Origin of the sequence: Aestuariimicrobium sp. Y1814 (assembly GCF_050113895.1) — a bacterium.
GTDB lineage: Bacteria > Actinomycetota > Actinomycetes > Propionibacteriales > Propionibacteriaceae > Aestuariimicrobium.
Window position 1 is genome coordinate 1 of record NZ_JBNJRW010000008.1, and the last position, 16,522, is coordinate 16,522.

Below are 16,522 nucleotides of genomic sequence, written 5' to 3' on the forward strand. Positions count from 1 at the left end.
CCCGGAACAAGAAGCGCAGCTGAGCATCCCGTCCCGGGTGTGCTGCGGCGACACCTTCGCGCGCACGCCGAACCGTTTGAGTGGCGTGGCGACATGAATCGGTGCATCCCGACATAGGTCGACCTGTGTCGGTGTGAACACAACGCTGTCCGCGTTAATCGGCCATGTCGGCGGACCTGTTCTCGGGCGGCCCTGACGGATATCGTTGCCGCATGGCCGAACGAGCCTCGGCAGGGTGGCATCCGGATCCCTCAGGCCGTCACGAACGCAGGTACTGGGACGGTGCCAGGTGGACTGATCACGTCGCGTCCCAAGGCCGACAAGGAGTCGACCCTCTGATCCCGGCACGGAGCGGAGCGGGACAGCCGCGGCCGACGGGCTGGTGGCCCGATCCTTTCGGCCGGCACGAGCAGCGCTACTGGGACGGTATCCGGTGGACAGAGCGAGTGCTGTCGCGGGGTGTCCCGGGTGTTGACCCGGCAGTGCCGCACGCAACCAGGAGGACGCCCACGAGTCGAACGAGCAACAAGGTTGCGCGCCAAGCCCGCAAGGTGCTGGCTGCTGACGAGACTCCCGAGGGAGGGGGCACCCTTTTCACAGAGCAGGTGCTGGTGGTGAACCAGAAGGCCAAGGTGTTCGGTTCACGGGTCGGGTACTCGGTGTTCAGCCAGCACGGTCACCAACTCGGGACGATCGAGGAACTTCGTCGCGACCTGTCGTCCAAAGTGGCGGACAGCATCATTGGTCGGGCAGAGGACAAACGCGAACGCCGATATCGCCTGGTGGATCCGCAGGGCCGAGTTCTTCTCGCCATGATGCGCCCTGCAATGGGCTTTTTCCAGGTGAAGGGGAAGCTGTCCGTGCAAGGGGAACGAGGAGTGCCAATCGGACAGATTGTCCACGAGTCATGGGGCGTGGCAGGAGCGGTGGCCACGGTGGCGCATACCGGGATCACAAGCGCATCAGCCATCGTGGGCTGGACGATCGGTGGCGTCACGGGACTGCTTGCAGCATCCGCCCTGGGTGGAGCTCAAGAGGTGGTCTCGGCGTCCGTGGAGGGGCTCGACAAGGTCGGTCATGCCCGATTTGGTCTTGAGGCCCAAGGGAAGCGCCTGGGGTCCGTGCACGCCGATGGGATGGACCAGTGGGGGTTCAACGTGCGTGATCTGGAAGGGAAAGAAATCGCTCGCGTGACCAAGACCTGGGCGGGGTGGATGAAAGAGCGCTTCACCACTGCAGACCATTACGTCATCAAGCTGCATGGCCCGATCGACGAGCCATTGCGCTCGTTGGTGATCGCCGCGGCCCTGGCGATCGACATTGAGCTGAAGGAGCGTGGGGAGCAGACGCGTGGGTCGACGTTCTCGGGAACGCGCACCTTCAGGTGAGTTGGGATGAGCCGCTACGCCGATGCGTGGCTCGGCGGCCATGGGGTAATGACCTGTATTTTGTTCATGTGACCAGTAGGATGGTCACATGCACTTTGGTGAAGCCTTCGGCGGTGTGATCCCCGGCGCGCGTGGCGCCGTGCTCGGCGCACTGATGCGGACTGCCGCGCCCCTGACCGGGCGGCGCGTTCATGCACTGGTGGCAGATCGGCACAGCCTGGGTGCGGTGCAGCAGGCGCTTCGGGAGCTTGAGCAACTGGGGCTGATCACGACCGAGACCATCGGCCGAGCTGGTGTCCACCGCATCAACGAACGTCACGTGGCGATCGCGCCACTGCGACTCCTGGCCAGTCCGGTCGAGATGCTGGGTCACGTCGTACGCGAAACTGTGAGTGGTGCCGACGCTGTGATCGTTTTTGGATCCGTCGCCCGCGGTGAGGCACATGCAGACAGCGACATCGATCTGGTCGTGGTCGCATCAGAGGCGTGGGCTGGCAGAGCGGACCTGCAGCGACAGGTCCAGGAACAACTCGGCAATGAGTGTGACATCCTCCACCTCACCCGGGAGGAGCTCGAACGTCCTCCTGAGGACAGCGAGCCCGTTGTCGCCGAGATCCGGCGGGACGGGATCGCTCTGGTTGGTGAACTACCTCGTCGGATCCGGACGGCGTCGTGACGAGCGTGGAGAGCAGGGCCCATGCGCGCCGCTATCGCCAGAAGGCGCAGGAGTACCTCGACTCTGCTCAGGACAATCTCGATCTGGAGCGTGCGAATCCAGCCGCAGGTGACGCCATCCACGCTGGGATCAGTGCAAAGGACGCGATCGTCACCGTACTGACCGGTCACACCAGCAAGGCGAAGGACCACGCCACAGCAGTGAAGGAATTGCGCCAAGCACTAGGGGCACATGTTGAGGCCGCGGCTGCAGAAAAGTCGTTGCGAGAACTGATCGCCATCAAGAGCGAGGTTGAGTACGGCACCATGCTGATCACGCTTGCCAAGGCGAAGCCGTTGGTGCGTAGAGCGGAACTGCTCGTGGGTCTGGCGAAGGTGCTTCTCGGGCAGCGATGAGTGCTGCGGAGCCACTCGTCCTCGGGTGGGAGACGGGGAGGAGAGCACTGCCTAAGGGGCCATGGGATCGCCTGCAACGTAGGAGGTGCCACCCCCAATGCTGCTGGCGGCGATGGCATCGGCCAGTGTCGCGATTTCGTGCTCGACCTGCGCCGGTGTTCCGCTCAGGTCAATTGAGTGAAGAACGAGCCTCTTCCCGCTGTGTTTAACCGTCACAACGCTCTGGTGCGTATCGCCCGAGTCGCTGCAATAGATCAGGACGCCTTCGGTCAGATCCATGGCGGTCGTGTAGGCCAGTAACTGGTAGTAATCGCTGCTTCGGCCACGCGCATCGGGAGCAAGCTTGTATTTGATGTCGCCCACGTAACGGATGACTCCGCGAGGGGCGCGGAACACCAGATCCGGTTGCATCGCCACTTGCTGCCCCTGGCCCAAGTGAACGGTCGGCTCACCGATGAGATCCAGTCGGCCCTGAAGCTCTCTTCGCAGGCGCTCCGTCACGAACCGCTGGAAGAGGTCGTTCATGTCGACCATGAATGACAACGCGGTGGTTGAGCCCCGGACGTCGGTCAGAGTGAGATTCGTGAGCACCAGACGGGCCAAACCGAGCGCCGGTGCGTAGTCCCGACGGGTCGCCTGATCCTGCTCATTGCCAGCCGTCGGGTACCCGGTCGACGCCTTGAACTCGGCAACGATCGAGGCCAACTCGTCCGCACCGTCGCCGATGTTGGTATCACCAGCGAGCACGGCGATCAACGGGGCCACGGCCGCTGCGGTCTTGAGGACTTCCTTCGGCAGGTCGAGCGAGGAAAGGGCATCACGGCCGAACCAGCGGGCATAGACCGCCTCACCACTGCCGCCTCCAATGAAGCCGACGTCCTTGCCGATCCGTGAACCACCGGAGGCGAGAAGCTCATAGCCGGGTAGAGGATGACTCTCGACGAGCGCCCTGACGCGCTCGGTACCACCGGCGTTGCCATTCGGGTAGGGACGCAGCCCGATCGCGAGTCCCCGTCCGTTGAGCCACAACCGCACGGCAAGGCCGTAGGTGCCGGGCACCCGCCAATCCACCCAGAGATCCCCTCGCGGCCAGACCCCGTCCCATGTGAGTGATGGTTTGTGCGCCTTGAGCGTACGACCCGTGGCGCCGGAAATCCTGGCTTCGAGGGAGGTTCCGATGTGTTGGGCGACGGCCACCAATGCACGCGCATTACCGCGGTATCTCTCGGGGTCATCGGTCACCTTGTCGGCAGCTTCGCGAAGAGCCGCCCGATCACATAGGGCGGGGTCCATGACTATTGGCCGTTGGTCGGCCCACCAGTCCGTGACCTGCTCGAAACGAAGTGGATCGCCGTCGAGCTCCATTGCATAGCGGTACAGCTCGGCATACCGGTCGCCTTGGTCGTCGTAGGTTGAGACCCCCGTGCAGTACTCCAGGTACTCAGTGGATTTGGGCCATGCCACGGGCCAATCCGTTGGGGCATCGAGGCCCCAGTAGTAGGACGCCACGAATGGTGCGCGGCTGGCGCTGGGGTGCGATCCAACACGAATCGATTCCAAGTGAGTGGCGAGGAGTTGGATCTTGCGTGTTGCGTCGTCGAGGTCGACAGGAGTGGTCAGGACATCCAGCAGGACGGTGACCGCGACAACTGGCTCTGGCGACAACTTGTTGATCTGGTTGATGATCTCTGTCCCGCGGTTCCAGCGTAACCGGAGGGGGAACTTCGCACCCACTTGTCGGTACTCGCCTGGAAGGCGCCCAACTCACGTGACCTTCGCAGCCCGTCAAGAAAGTCGCGTGCCTCGTCTGCATGAGGAGAGAGGTTCTGGGCACGCCACCGGACGTGATTCTCGGTGTCGAGGGTGAACCGCTTGATGTGTGTCTCGTGCCACCGCCGCCGAATCTCGTGCTCCAGGACCCCGATCTCTTCATGGTCAGCCATGTTGCTCCCACCTTCCGCCTCGTGGCGAGCGTAGCGATGCCCGCCGACAAATATCAGTGCCGTGGCCAAGGCGCGGCGCGCGTAGGCTTGATCGTCCCCGACTGGAGACCGGGGTTGGGCGCCGGCCGTTGCTGTCAGCGCCCCGCACTAGGCTTGCCCCATGCCGAACCGCTTGTCCGACGCCACTTCCCCCTACCTGTTGCAGCACGCCCGCCAACCGGTGGACTGGTACCCGTGGGGTGAGGAGGCTTTCGCCGAGGCCCGGGAACGCAACGTGCCGGTGATGCTGAGTGTCGGCTATGCCGCCTGCCACTGGTGCCACGTGATGGCCCATGAGTCCTTCGACGACCCCGAGGTGGCCAAGGTGCTCAACGAGCACTTCGTCTCGATCAAGGTCGACCGCGAGGAGCACCCCGACGTCGATGCGGTCTACATGAACGCCACCCAGGCCCTCACCGGGCAGGGCGGCTGGCCGATGACGGTCTTCCTGACCCCCGACGGCCTGCCGTTCTTCGCCGGCACCTACTTCCCGCCCGAGCCGCGCCAGGGCCTGCCCAGCTTCACCCAGCTGGTCGAGGCGCTCGCCAAGACCTGGGACGAGCAGCACGAGGCGGTGCTCGAGTCCGCCGAGCAGATCCGCACGCAGCTGGCCGAGATCAACCAGGTGCCCGAAGCCGCCGAGAAGGCCCCCACAGCCATGCAGACCCTCGACGCGCTCGGCAAGGACTACGACATGCTGCACGGCGGCTTCGGGTCGGCCCCGAAGTTCCCCGCAGCGATGGTGCTCGACGCGCTGCTCGTCAAGGGTGACCACACCAGCCTCGACATGGCCCAGCTGACCTGCGAGACGATGGCCCGCGGCGGCATCCACGACCAGATCGGCGGCGGCTTCCACCGCTACTCGGTCGACGCCCAGTGGGTGGTGCCGCACTTCGAGAAGATGCTCTACGACAACGCGCTGCTGCTGGGCACCTACACCCGCACCTGGCGGCGCACCGCCGACCACGACCCCGACAAGCGGGCCCTGTTCGAACGGGTCATCTTCGGCATCGTCGACTGGCTGGCCGACGAGATGGCCACCGAGAACGGCGGGTTCGCCTCGTCGCTGGACGCCGACTCGGTCGACATCCGCGGCTCGGTGCACGAGGGCATCTACTACGTCTGGAACCCCGAACTGCTCAACGATGCTCTGGGTGAGGACGACGCCGCCTGGGCGCAGGACGTCTTCCACGTCACCAACCAGGGCACCTTCGAGCACGGCCTGTCGACCCTGCAGCTGCGCAAGGTCGGCGACTGGCCCCGCCTCGAACGGGTCTCGGCCCGGCTCAAGGAGGTCCGCGACGGGCGCTTCCGCCCGGCCCGCGACGACAAGGTCATCGCCTCCTGGAACGGGCTGGCGATCGACTCGCTGGTCACCGCCGGCATGGTCTTCGACAAGCCCGAATGGGTTGAACTGGCCCGCCGTGCCGCCGAGGCGGTCTGGCAGGTGCACCTGGTCGAGGTCGACGGCGTCCGCGAACTGCGCCGCAGCAGCCGCGGCGGCGTGCCCGGCGACAGCCCGGCCGTCACCGAGGACTACGGCGCCCTGGCGCTGGGCTTCACCCGCCTCGCCGGCGCCCTCGGGGACGCCACCTGGCTCGAACGCGCCGCCTGGCTCGTCGACCAGGCCGACGAACTGTTCAGCGCCGACGACGGCGGGTTCTTCGACGCCGGTGACGACGACCTGCGCTTCGCCCGCCCCCGCGACCTGATGGACAACGCCACCCCCAGCGGCACCGCCACCATGGTCCACGCCCTGCGCGCGGTCGGGGTGCTGACCGGTGAGCAGCGCTACGGCGAGCGCGCCGACGCCGCCGCCCGGACGACGTGGGCCACCGTCGCCGCCGCTCCCCGCCACGCCGGCTGGAGCCTGGCCGACGTGCTCGTCATGGACGAGGCCCGCCGCGGCCTGAAACTCGCCGACGTCACCATCGTGGTCGACGAGGACGACCGGATGAACCAGCTCGTCCGCGCCGCCTGGCGGATGGCGCCGGCCGGTTCGGCGATCGTCGCCGGCCCCGCCGGGACGACCGGCTTCGGGCACCTGTTCGACGACCGCGAGCAGCGCGACGGGCAGGCCACCGCCTACGTCTGCCGCGGGCAGGTCTGCTTCGAACCGGTGACCAGCTACACCGAGTTCAAGACCCCGCTGTGGAGCCGCACCTGATCCCGGGAAGAACCCATGGACACCCCGCTGGAGAAGTACGCCCTGCTGTCCGACCAGCACAGCGCCGCCCTGGTCTCCGAACAGGGCAGCATCGACTGGCTCTGCCTGCCCCGGTTCGACTCCCAGGCGGTGTTCACCGCGATCCTCGGCGGTGAGGACGCCGGCCACTGGACCCTCGAAGCCGTCGACGGTGAGGTCGTCGACCGCCGCTACGTCGGCGACTCGTTCGTCCTGCAGACCACCTGGCGCACCCCCACCGGCCAGGTCACGGTGACCGACTACATGCCCGTCGCCGCCCCCGACCAACCCACCCGCCACGACCTGATGCGCAGCGTGCGCTGCGACGCCGGCCACCTGGTCGTGCGCAACGTGCTGCGGATCAGGTTCAGCTACGGCGAGGCCGTGCCCTACTTCCGCAACGTGACCGACGGTGACGCCTGCGAAATCCTGGCCGTCGCCGGTCCCGACTCGCTGCTGCTGCGCGGGCCGCTGCTGGAACAGCGCGACGACGTCCATGTCGGTGAGTTCGAACTGACCGCCGGCGACGAGCTGCACTGGGACCTGTCCTGGTCACCGTCGTTCCACGAGTACCCCGAGGTGCTCGAACCGGTCACCGGCATGGAGGCCACCATCGCCGCCTGGAACGACTGGGCGTCCGCGATCGACGTGCGCGGCCCCTACGCCGAACAGGTCCGCCGATCCCTGCTGACCCTGCGGGCGCTGACCGACGAGGTGACCGGCGGCATCGTGGCAGCCCCGACCACCTCACTGCCCGAGGAGTTCGGCGGCAGCCGCAACTGGGACTACCGCTACGTGTGGCTGCGTGACTCGGCGCTGACCATCGAGGCACTGCTGGCCCACGGCTTCACCGACGGCGCCAACCGCTGGCGCCACTGGCTGCTGCGCGCCATCGCCGGTGACCCCAACAAGCTGCGCATCATGTACGGACTGGGCGGGGAACGCCACCTGCCCGAGTTCGAACTCGACCACCTGCCCGGCTATGAGAACTCGACCCCGGTGCGGATCGGCAACGGGGCAGCCGGCCAGTACCAGGCCGATGTCGTCGGTGAGGTGATGGTCGCCCTGCACACCCTGCGCGAGGCCGGCGTCGCCGAGGACGAGTTCTCGTGGGGACTGCAGAAGTCGATGCTCGACTTCCAGGAAGCCAACCTCGAACGTCGCGACCACGGCATCTGGGAGATGCGCGGCGACCTGCACCACTTCACCCACAGCCGGGCCATGATGTGGGCCGCGTTCGACCGGGGCGTGCGGGCCGTCGAGGAGTACGGCCTCGACGGACCCGTGGAACGCTGGCGCGAACTGCGTGACCGGATGCGCGCCGAGGTGCTCGAACGGGGCTTCAACGAGCAGCTGCAGAGCTTCACCCAGACCTATGAGAACACCGAGGTCGATGCCTCCCTGCTGCAGCTGCCGCAGGTCGGGTTGCTCGCCCACGACGACCCGCGGATGCTGTCCACCGTCGCCCGGATCGAGGCCGACCTGCTCGACGAGCACGGCTTCGTCCACCGCTACCGCACCGCTGCCGGCACCGACGGGCTGCCGGGCGACGAGTACTCCTTCCTGATCTGCGCGTTCTGGCTGGTCGAGCAGTACGCCCGCTCGGGACGCCTGCTCGACGCTTGCGCGATGATGGACCGGCTCGTCGGCGTCAGCACCGACCTGGGCCTGCTCGCCGAGGAGTACTCCCCGGTGTACGGGCGGCTGGCCGGCAACTTCCCGCAGGCGTTCAGCCACCTGGGGTTGATCAGGGCAGCTGATGCGTTGGACGAGGTTCTCGGTTAGCCCGCTCACGTTCGACGTGGATGCGGGCGTGGGCCAGGGCATCGTCCATGGCGACGAACAGGTGCTTGTGGTGGCGCAGTGAGTCGAGCACACCCACCGACCGGAAGATCTGCTCGTGGCCGGGCTGCACACCCTTCAGCAGCACGGTGATGCCGCGCCGTTCCAGGCCGGTGACGATCTCGCTGAGCACCCGGGCGCCGCTGGCGTCGACCAGTTCGAGCTGCGACATCCGCAGGATCACCACGGTCACCCCCTGGATGTGCACGGCCGCGTCGAATACCTTCTCGGACGAGGCGAAGATCAGCGGCCCGTCGAAGCGCAGGATGGCGATCTGCTCGTCACCGGGCAGGTCCTGCCCGCGGATCGGTTCCCGGCTGACCTCGGTGGCGCGCACCATGTTGCGGATCGCGACAATGCCCAGCAGCACCATGCCCACCACCACGGCCACGATCAGGTCGAAGGCCAGGGTGACGACGAAGGTGACCACGAAGCTGATCGCATCGCCCTTCGTGGAACCCATGATCGAGCGCGCGGTGACCAGGTTCACCATCTTCGTGGCGGTGACCACCAGGATGCCGCCCAGGGCAGCCAGCGGGATCATGCCCACCGGGCCGGCGGCGACCAGCACCACCAGCAGCAGCACCAGCGCATGGGTGATCGCCGCGAGCCGGCTGCGACCGCCCGAACGGACGTTCACCGCGGTGCGGGCCAGCGCCGCGGTGGCCGGCATTCCGCCGAAGAACCCCGAGCCGATCGAGGCGATGCCCTGGCCGATCAGTTCCCGGTCGGGGTCGTAGGGGCCGGTGTCGTCCATGGACGCCGCGACCCGCGCCGAGAGCAAAGACTCGATCGCGGCCAGGGCTGCGACGGTGGCCGCGGCCGGCAGCAGTTCGACGGCCAGACCGGGGCTGAGCTGGGGCAGCGACGGCATCGGCAGGGTGTGGGGGAGTTCGCCGATCACCGCCAGCGGGGTGTCGACCAGGGCGGCGACCACGGTCACCACGACGATGCCGATCAGTGAGCCGGGCAGGGTCGGGTGCAGCCGGGGGGCCAGCAGCATGCAGGCCGCCACCACCGCGGCAGCGCCCAGGCTCCACGGCAGGTAGCCGAGTTGGGCCTCGCTGATCGACTGGACGGCGGCGACCACGGTGTTGGACGAGTGCTCGCCGGCCGCCGACTGCACCGGTGAGACCAGCAGCGGCACCTGCTGCAGCAGGATGATCACCCCGATGCCCATGGTGAAGCCCTCGATCACCGGCCAGGGGATGAACGAGACCACCCGCCCCAGCCGCAGCGCCCCGGCGGCGACCACCATGATGCCGGCCATCACCGCGATCGCGGCGACCACGCCGACACCCTGGGTGGCGACGATGGGCAGCAGGACGACCGCCATGGCGCCGGTGGGCCCCGACACCTGCACGTTCGAGCCGCCGAAGACCGCGGCCAGCATGCCGGCCACGATGGCGGTGATCAGGCCGGCCTCGGCGGTCACACCGGAGCTGACCCCGAAACCGAGGGCCAGCGGCAGCGCGACGATGCCGACGGTGAGCCCGGCCAGCAGGTCCTTGCGCCAGGTGGTGCGCAGGTCGCGGTAGTCCGACCACGACGGCAGCAGGGTGCGCCACGACCGCGACCGCCTCGCCGGGATGGCGGCGTTCTGGGTGGGGGCGCTCATGGCGTGGGCAACTTCGGCAGGGACTCGACGTCGTCGACCAGTTCGGTCAACAGCCGGCGGGCGACGCTGAGCAGGTCGGCGACCGCCGGTGAGAACAGCCGGTAGTGCACGTGGCTGCCGCGCCGCTCGGAGATCACCAGCCGGTTGTGGCGCAGCACGGCCAGGTGCTGGGACAGGTGCGAGGCCTCGAGCTCGGTCTGCTCGAGCAGTTCGGCGACGGTGTGCTCCTGGCCGTCAGCGAGCAGTTCGAGCACCCGGATGCGCAGCGGGTGGGACAGGCCGCGGAACAGCCCGGCCTTGACTTCGTACAGGGGTGCCTGCGGGGAGGCCTGCCAATGTGGTGACATGATGAAGTCATCATATCGGTGTTTGCTCAGCGGCCGTAGCGACGCTCACGCTGGGTGAAGGAACGCAGGGCGCGCAGGAAGTCGACCCGGCGGAAGTCGGGCCACAGCGCCTCACAGAAGTACAGCTCACTGTGCACGCTCTGCCAGATCAGGAACCCCGAGACCCGCTGCTCACCGCTGGTACGGATGATCAGGTCGGGGTCGGGCTGCCCCTTGGTGTACAGGTGGTCAGCGATCTGCTCGATCTCCAAGGTGGTGGCCAACTCGGCCAAGGTCGTCCCCTTCTCGGCCTCTTCGGCCAGCAGGGAACGGAAGGCGTCGCGCAACTCGTGTCGTCCGCCGTAGCTGACCGCGATGTTGATGTGCATGCCGGTGCGCCCGGCGGTGGGTTCGGTGGCGGCCTTGAGCCGGGCGGCGATGTCGTCGGGCAGCAGGTCCATCGCGCCGACGATCTGCACCCGCCAGTTGGGGTGGGTGGCCAGGTCGGTGACCATGTCGCCGATCACCTGCAGCAGCCCGTCGAGCTCGTCACGGTCGGCGCGCTGCAGGTTGTCGGTGCTCAGCACCCACAGGGTGACCCGACCGATGCCGGACTCGTCGCACCACCCGCAGAAGTCGCGCAGCTTGTCGGCGCCGGCCCGGTACCCGGTGATCAGTGGCTGGCCGGGGGCGTTCAGTCGGGCCCAGCGGCGGTTCCCGTCGGCCATCACCGCCACGTGCTGCGGCAGCCGGTCGCGGTCGAGCTCGGCGGTGAGTCGCCCCTCGTAGGAGCGGTAGAGCAGTCCGCGCGGGTGCAGTCGGTCGATCAGTTCCTGCCTGCCCTCGGGGCTGCGCAGTCGGCTGAACAGTGACGACTTCGACATGCTGGTCAGCCTAGCGAAGCGGGGCCGTGTTGTACCTGAACCTACGCAAGCGTAGGTTAGTGGTGTGCAGAAGTTGAGTGAGTCGCCCCGGGTGGCGGACGTGGTGGCAGCAGTGAAGCCCCGGCTGAGGGGGTGGCTGCACACCGGCATGACCCCGCTGGCCTTCCTGGGCGGGCTGGTGCTGATCATCTTCACCCCGACCATCGGCGGACGAGTGGCCGTGGCGGTCTACCTGTTGAGCGCCCTGCTGCTGTTCGGCAACTCTGCGGTCTACCACCGCGGCACCTGGAGCGAACGCACCACGAGACTGCTGCGCCGCTTCGACCACGCCAACATCTTCGTGTTCATCGCCGGCACCTACACGCCGCTGGCCGTGCAACTGCTCGAGGGACGCTCCCGGGTAGCGCTGCTGGTGCTGATCTGGGTCGCGGCCGCGCTGGGCGTCGGGTTCCGGGTGCTGTGGCTGTCGGCCCCACGCTGGCTCTACACCGCGCTGTACCTGCTGATGGGCTGGGCGGCGGTCGGCTGGCTGGGCCAGTTCTGGACCAACGGCGGGCCGCTCGTGGTGGCGCTGATCATCGCCGGTGGCCTGGTCTACTCACTCGGTGCGGTGGTCTATGCCCGCAAGCGGCCCAACCCGTCACCGACCTGGTTCGGCTTCCACGAGATCTTCCACGCCGCGACGGTGGTGGCCGCACTGTGCCACTTCGCCGCGATCTGCGTGGCCACCTTCGCCTGAGCCTGCTCGGCAAACACTGGGTGAACTCTCGCGCGGCCGGAATGAATTTCCGGCGCGCCAACCGGGATCGGGCAGTCACGGCGATTAGCGTCGGGACCAGAAGCGGCTGTCAGGGCCCCATGGCCCGCCTTCCCCGACGATGCTTCACCACGGAACGAAAGATCCAGCAAGGGTTGTTCGCCGTTGGTGTGAGGCCCTTGCCACGGGAAGGAAACACCGTGCTCAAGAGCGCCACCGACCAGAACACCACGCCGGACCAGGCGGCCCCGCCCCTCGCGTTCACCGGTTCCTCCCGGCCGCTGACCACCTATGTGATCGACACCTCCGTGCTGCTGAGTGACCCCCGCGCATTGCTGCGTTTCGCCGAGCACGCCATCGTCGTGCCGATCGTGGTCATCACCGAACTCGAGGCCAAGCGCCACCACCCGGAACTGGGCTACTTCGCCCGCTCGGCGCTGCGACTGCTGGACGACCTGCGGGTTGAGCACGGACGACTCGACGAGCCGATCCCGGTCAATGACCGCGGTGGGGTGATCCACGTGGAGCTGAACCACACCGACCAGACCCGGCTGCCGCTCGGCTTCCGGCTGGGCGACAACGACACCCGCATCCTGGCGGTGGCGCTGAACTACCAGGCCGAGGGTGCCGACGTGGTGCTGGTCTCGAAGGACCTGCCGATGCGGGTCAAGGCCTCGGCGGTCGGGCTGCAGGCCCAGGAGTACCGCGCCGAACTGGCCCGTGACACCGGTTGGACCGGCATGAAGTCACTCGAGGTGCCCGGTGAGGTCATCGACGCACTCTACGCAGGCGGGTCGGCCGAGGTCGCCGAGGCGGAGTCGCTGCCGGTCAACACCGGCCTGGTGCTGCACTCGTCCAGCGGTACCGCGCTGGGGCGCAAGACCGCCACCGGGCAGGTGCGGCTGGTGAAGTCCGACCGCGAAGCGTTCGGGCTGCACGGACGATCGGCTGAGCAGCGGGTCGCGCTCGACCTGCTGCTCGACCCGGAGGTCGGCATCGTGTCGCTGGGTGGGCGCGCCGGCACCGGCAAGTCGGCCCTGGCCCTGTGTGCGGGGCTCGAGATGGTGATGGAACGCCGGATGTACTCCAAGATGATGGTGTTCCGGCCGCTGTACGCGGTCGGCGGCCAGGAGCTCGGCTACCTGCCCGGCAACGAGAACGAGAAGATGTCGCCGTGGGGCCAGGCCGTCTTCGACACCCTCGGGGCGCTGACCAACAAGTACGTGATCGACGAGATCATCGAGCAGGAGATGCTCGAGGTGCTGCCGCTGACCCACATCCGTGGGCGTTCGCTGCATGACGCGTTCGTGATCGTCGACGAGGCGCAGTCGCTGGAACGCAATGTGCTGCTGACGGTGCTCAGCCGCATCGGGCAGAACTCGCGGGTGGTACTGACCCACGACGTGGCCCAGCGTGACAACCTGCGGGTCGGGCGCCACGACGGGGTCGCGGCCGTGGTCGAGAAGCTGAAGGGCAACCCGCTGTTCGGCCACGTGACCCTGACCCGCTCGGAGCGTTCCCCGATCGCCGCCCTGGTCACCGACATGCTGGAGGAATCCCTCTGATGGGGCTGATTGGTCCCCGGTTGGTGTAGCTGGGACACTGGCCGGGTGGCTGGACCCAACAAGAACGCAACTGCCCGCGACATGATCTGGACCATCATCGTGTTGATGGTGCCGGTGCTGCTGATCACCTGGTTCTTCACCCGCGACCCCGAGGGGCCGCCGGTGACCTCGGTGGACTGGCAGTCGGTGGTGGCCCAGGCGCAGCAGGCCGACGAGTTCGAGGTGCAGACGCTGAAGGCGTTGCCCGCCGGGTGGACGGCCACCAAGGCGGTCTGGGTGGAGACCGGCCAGGTGCTGCCCTCGGGTGACCCGGCCGGTGGCCCGACGTTGGAGTTGGGGTTCCTGGCCGATCACCAGGTCTACTTCGCGATCAACCAGACCAGTGCCCCGGCCGCGCCCTACCTGGTGCACGTCACCCGGGAGGGCACCCCGGTCGGGCCGGTCGAGGCCGCCGGCCGGGAGTGGCAGCACTACCTCTCGGCCGACCGGCGCACCCATTCGCTGGTGCACACCAGTGATGCCGGGGTGACCACCGTGCTGGTCTCCGACGCCGGGGTGGAACGCCTCAGTGAGGTCGCCGGGCTACTCGAGTGACTTGTCGACTGACTTGCGGGCGGCCTCGACCGTGGCGCGGGCCCCGTCCAGCCACTGCTGGCAGATCTCGGCCAGCTGCTCGCCGCGCTGCCACAGCTGCATCGACTCGGCCAGCGGGGCGCGGCCCGACTCGAGTTTGGTGACCACCTCGGCCAGTTCGGCGCGGGCCTGCTCGTAGGGGATCTGCGGGGTCTCAGTCATGGTCGCCTCCGGCCGGTGCTTGGGGGTGGGGGTTCGGGGTGCTCTGGCGCACTTCGAGGACGAGCTCGCCGTCGGCGAGGTAGGCCAGCAGGTCGTCGCCCTCGTCCACCGAGGTGACCGAGGTGATGGTGTCGGTGCCGTCGGTGAGGATGGCGTAGCCGCGTTCCAGGGTCCGCTGCGGTGACAGGGACCGGACACGTTCGAGCAGGTGGCGCAGCTGGCGTGACTCGTCGTCCACGGCGCGGCTGATGGCCGCGTGCAGGCTGGCGCGCTGGGAGTCGAGACGTTCCTGGTGCATCTCGAAGCTGGCCAGCGGGTTCAGCAACACCGGGCGGGAGCGCAGCTGGTCGAGCAGCCGCTGTTCGTTCTCGAGCCGGGAAACCACCGCCTGCGCCATCCGGCTGCGGGCCTGCTGCACCAGGGCACGTTCCTCGGTGGCATCGGGGACGATCCGTTTCGCGGCATCGGTCGGGGTCGAGGCGCGCAGGTCGGCGACGTTGTCGAGGATGGGGGAGTCCTTCTCGTGGCCGATCGCCGAGACCACCGGGGTGCGGCAGGCGGCGACCGCCCGCACCAGGCCCTCGTCGGAGAAGGGCAGCAGGTCTTCCAAGGAACCGCCGCCGCGGGCGATCACGATCACCTCGACGCCGGGGGTGCGGTCGAGCTCGGCCAGGGCGTCGATGATCTCGGCCGCCGCGGTGGCGCCCTGCACCGGGGTGTTGCGCACCTCGAAGCGGGCCGAGGGCCAGCGGCGGCGGGTGTTGGTGACCACGTCGCGTTCGGCGTCGGAGTTGGCGCCCGAGATCAGCCCGATGACGGCCGGGACGAACGGCAGCCGCTGTTTGCGGTGCGGGTCGAACAGGCCCTCAGCTTGCAGGGTGCGTTTGAGGTGTTCGAGGCGGGCCAGCAGCTGGCCCTCGCCCATGGGGCGCAGTTCCCGGCACTCGAAACTGAGTTGGGTGTTCTGCTCCCACACGCGGGCCTTCACCCACGCGGCGACGGTGGCGCCTTCGGTGAGCGGGCCGGCATTGTCGAGCACGAGCCGGCTGCAGGTCAGTGTGGCCGACACGTTGACCCGCGAGTCACGCAGCTTGAGGTACTGGGTGGCGCCGCTGCGGCGGTTGATCTCGAGCACCTGGCCCTCGACCCAGATGTCGCCGGTGCGTTCCACCCAGCCCTTGAGCGCAGCGACCACCCGCCCCAGCGGTTGGGGGCGGTCAGCAGAGCTCTGGAGTTCGGCCACGCAACCACCCTAGGTGGTGGGTCCGACAGAATCGTCAGCCGCGGCGGATGGTGTCCAGGGTGGTGCGGATCTGCTCGTCGATCGCGGTGTCGCCAGCCTGGTCGTGGTAGCCGATGAAGCTCACCAGTGCGCTGCCGGTGTGGTGGACGCGGATGGTGAGGACCACCTTGCCCTGGCTGGTCTCGGCGGTGATGTCGGCCTTCGCCCCGGGGACGCCGTTGGTCTCGATGGTCTCGACGTCGGCCGGTAGTTCGTCGGGCAGGCCCTCGTCCTGCAGGAAACCGCGGTCGACGAAGCACAACCAGTTCTGCTGCACGGCCAGGGTCAGGTCGGTGGGCAGTGCGGCGGGCTGTCGTCCGATGATGATGGCGGCCTCGATGTCGTTCGCGATCGTGCCGAAGGGGTAGACGTCTTCGAGCCAGGGGAACTGGTCGACGTCGAGGCGGAAGCCCCAGTCCTGCGGGAAGTCGATGGCCAGGCCCGTGTGCACCACGTTCTTCTGCTTGGATGCCGACAGGTAGCGCCCATTGCCGGCGGTGCACAGGTCACGGGAGGTCTGGGTGGCGCCCGGGGTCTGGGGGTCGGTGGGTGCCTCGGTCGTGGTGGTCTGCTCGGTGGCGTCGGTGTCGGGGTCGGTGCCGCCGCGGGGCAGCAGCAGGGTGAGCACCACCGCGAGGGCGACGACACCGGCGACCAGGAACAGGGCCCATCGATACCGGGGGCCGCGACCCCCAGGCAGTTCCTGGCTGGTGGATGTCGACCAGCTCGAGCCGTCCCAGTAGCGGTAGCGCTCAGTTCCGGTGGGGTCGTGGTACCAGCCCGGTTCGGCCATGCGGCAACGTTCTCCTTGAAGTGGGGTCGGGTTC

15 protein-coding genes and 1 pseudogene are annotated in these 16,522 nt (G+C 67.9%); 9 read left to right on the forward strand and 7 right to left on the reverse strand.

Annotated features, from left to right (window positions below):
• Positions 1-212: 212 nt before the first annotated feature.
• The 4 genes and pseudogenes from ACQE3C_RS10100 to ACQE3C_RS10115 all read left to right on the forward strand — a co-directional run.
• Positions 213-440, forward strand: a pseudogene (locus tag ACQE3C_RS10100) (DUF2510 domain-containing protein); the annotation flags it as partial.
• A 174-nt stretch (positions 441-614) separates the two neighbouring features.
• On the forward strand, positions 615-1,388 hold the full coding sequence (locus ACQE3C_RS10105; protein WP_434539217.1) for a phospholipid scramblase-related protein: 774 nt from the start codon (positions 615-617) through the stop codon (positions 1,386-1,388).
• An 88-nt stretch (positions 1,389-1,476) separates the two neighbouring features.
• Positions 1,477-2,064, forward strand: a complete 588-nt coding sequence (locus ACQE3C_RS10110; RefSeq protein WP_434539060.1) for a nucleotidyltransferase family protein — start codon at positions 1,477-1,479, stop codon at positions 2,062-2,064.
• Positions 2,061-2,459: a hypothetical protein gene (locus ACQE3C_RS10115; RefSeq protein ID WP_434539061.1), complete on the forward strand. Its 399-nt coding sequence runs from the start codon at positions 2,061-2,063 to the stop codon at positions 2,457-2,459. The genes ACQE3C_RS10110 and ACQE3C_RS10115 overlap by 4 nt, the downstream gene beginning before the upstream one ends.
• A 51-nt stretch (positions 2,460-2,510) precedes the next feature.
• Here the strand turns inward: ACQE3C_RS10115 and ACQE3C_RS10120 are convergent, their stop codons facing one another.
• Positions 2,511-4,193 carry a 5-methylcytosine restriction system specificity protein McrC gene (locus tag ACQE3C_RS10120; RefSeq protein ID WP_434539062.1) on the reverse strand — a complete coding sequence of 561 codons (1,683 nt, stop codon included), beginning with the start codon at positions 4,191-4,193 and terminating at the stop codon, positions 2,511-2,513.
• Between the two features lie 369 nt (positions 4,194-4,562).
• On the opposite strand from ACQE3C_RS10120, the gene ACQE3C_RS10125 reads away from it, so the two are divergent.
• Both ACQE3C_RS10125 and ACQE3C_RS10130 read left to right on the forward strand, forming a co-directional pair.
• A complete protein-coding gene (locus ACQE3C_RS10125) occupies positions 4,563-6,608 on the forward strand; it encodes a thioredoxin domain-containing protein (RefSeq protein WP_434539063.1) in 2,046 nt (681 codons plus the stop codon).
• 15 nt (positions 6,609-6,623) lie between these two features.
• Entirely contained in the window at positions 6,624-8,411 is a 1,788-nt protein-coding gene (locus ACQE3C_RS10130) for a glycoside hydrolase family 15 protein (protein ID WP_434539064.1), read from the forward strand.
• On the opposite strand, the gene ACQE3C_RS10135 is transcribed toward ACQE3C_RS10130, so the two are convergent.
• From ACQE3C_RS10135 to ACQE3C_RS10145, 3 genes are read right to left on the reverse strand one after another with little or no spacing between them, the layout of a single operon-like run.
• Positions 8,374-10,086, reverse strand: coding sequence for a SulP family inorganic anion transporter (locus ACQE3C_RS10135; protein ID WP_434539065.1), 1,713 nt, complete (start codon positions 10,084-10,086; stop codon positions 8,374-8,376). The genes ACQE3C_RS10130 and ACQE3C_RS10135 overlap by 38 nt on opposite strands.
• Complete coding sequence (locus ACQE3C_RS10140; protein WP_434539066.1) at positions 10,083-10,433, reverse strand: ArsR/SmtB family transcription factor; 351 nt, start codon at positions 10,431-10,433, stop codon at positions 10,083-10,085. Before ACQE3C_RS10140 ends, ACQE3C_RS10135 begins: the two co-directional genes overlap by 4 nt.
• Before the next feature lie 26 nt (positions 10,434-10,459).
• Positions 10,460-11,296, reverse strand: coding sequence for an isoprenyl transferase (locus tag ACQE3C_RS10145; protein WP_434539067.1), 837 nt, complete (start codon positions 11,294-11,296; stop codon positions 10,460-10,462).
• A gap of 64 nt (positions 11,297-11,360) precedes the next feature.
• On the opposite strand from ACQE3C_RS10145, the gene trhA reads away from it, so the two are divergent.
• The 3 genes from trhA to ACQE3C_RS10160 all read left to right on the forward strand — a co-directional run bounded on the left by trhA (position 11,361) and on the right by ACQE3C_RS10160 (position 14,212).
• Positions 11,361-12,035, forward strand: a complete 675-nt coding sequence (gene trhA, locus ACQE3C_RS10150; RefSeq protein WP_434539068.1) for a PAQR family membrane homeostasis protein TrhA — start codon at positions 11,361-11,363, stop codon at positions 12,033-12,035.
• Positions 12,036-12,334: 299 nt separating this feature from the next.
• Positions 12,335-13,618, forward strand: coding sequence for a PhoH family protein (locus ACQE3C_RS10155; RefSeq protein ID WP_434539218.1), 1,284 nt, complete (start codon positions 12,335-12,337; stop codon positions 13,616-13,618).
• Between the two features lie 45 nt (positions 13,619-13,663).
• Entirely contained in the window at positions 13,664-14,212 is a 549-nt protein-coding gene (locus ACQE3C_RS10160; protein ID WP_434539069.1) for a DUF4245 domain-containing protein, read from the forward strand.
• Here ACQE3C_RS10160 and ACQE3C_RS10165 read toward each other — a convergent pair.
• The 3 genes from ACQE3C_RS10165 to ACQE3C_RS10175 are packed head-to-tail and all read right to left on the reverse strand — an operon-like array spanning position 14,201 to position 16,488.
• Positions 14,201-14,413, reverse strand: coding sequence for an exodeoxyribonuclease VII small subunit (locus tag ACQE3C_RS10165; protein WP_434539070.1), 213 nt, complete (start codon positions 14,411-14,413; stop codon positions 14,201-14,203). The genes ACQE3C_RS10160 and ACQE3C_RS10165 overlap by 12 nt on opposite strands.
• A complete protein-coding gene (gene xseA, locus ACQE3C_RS10170) occupies positions 14,406-15,656 on the reverse strand; it encodes an exodeoxyribonuclease VII large subunit (RefSeq protein WP_434539071.1) in 1,251 nt (416 codons plus the stop codon). Before xseA ends, ACQE3C_RS10165 begins: the two co-directional genes overlap by 8 nt.
• Positions 15,657-15,690: 34 nt before the next feature.
• Entirely contained in the window at positions 15,691-16,488 is a 798-nt protein-coding gene (locus ACQE3C_RS10175) for a DUF2510 domain-containing protein (protein ID WP_434539072.1), read from the reverse strand.
• Positions 16,489-16,522 lie beyond the last annotated feature (34 nt).

Excerpts from the sequence above, each read along its gene's own strand:
- ACQE3C_RS10110 (WP_434539060.1), top strand. The coding sequence starts at position 1,477 with ATGCACTTTGGTGAAGCCTTCGGCGGTGTGATCCCCGGCGCGCGTGGC.
- ACQE3C_RS10145 (WP_434539067.1), bottom strand. The coding sequence starts at position 11,296 with ATGTCGAAGTCGTCACTGTTCAGCCGACTGCGCAGCCCCGAGGGCAGG.
- ACQE3C_RS10165 (WP_434539070.1), bottom strand. The coding sequence starts at position 14,413 with ATGACTGAGACCCCGCAGATCCCCTACGAGCAGGCCCGCGCCGAACTG.
- ACQE3C_RS10125 (WP_434539063.1), top strand. The coding sequence starts at position 4,563 with ATGCCGAACCGCTTGTCCGACGCCACTTCCCCCTACCTGTTGCAGCAC.
- ACQE3C_RS10175 (WP_434539072.1), bottom strand. The coding sequence starts at position 16,488 with ATGGCCGAACCGGGCTGGTACCACGACCCCACCGGAACTGAGCGCTAC.
- ACQE3C_RS10140 (WP_434539066.1), bottom strand. The coding sequence starts at position 10,433 with ATGTCACCACATTGGCAGGCCTCCCCGCAGGCACCCCTGTACGAAGTC.
- ACQE3C_RS10130 (WP_434539064.1), top strand. The coding sequence starts at position 6,624 with ATGGACACCCCGCTGGAGAAGTACGCCCTGCTGTCCGACCAGCACAGC.
- ACQE3C_RS10135 (WP_434539065.1), bottom strand. The coding sequence starts at position 10,086 with ATGAGCGCCCCCACCCAGAACGCCGCCATCCCGGCGAGGCGGTCGCGG.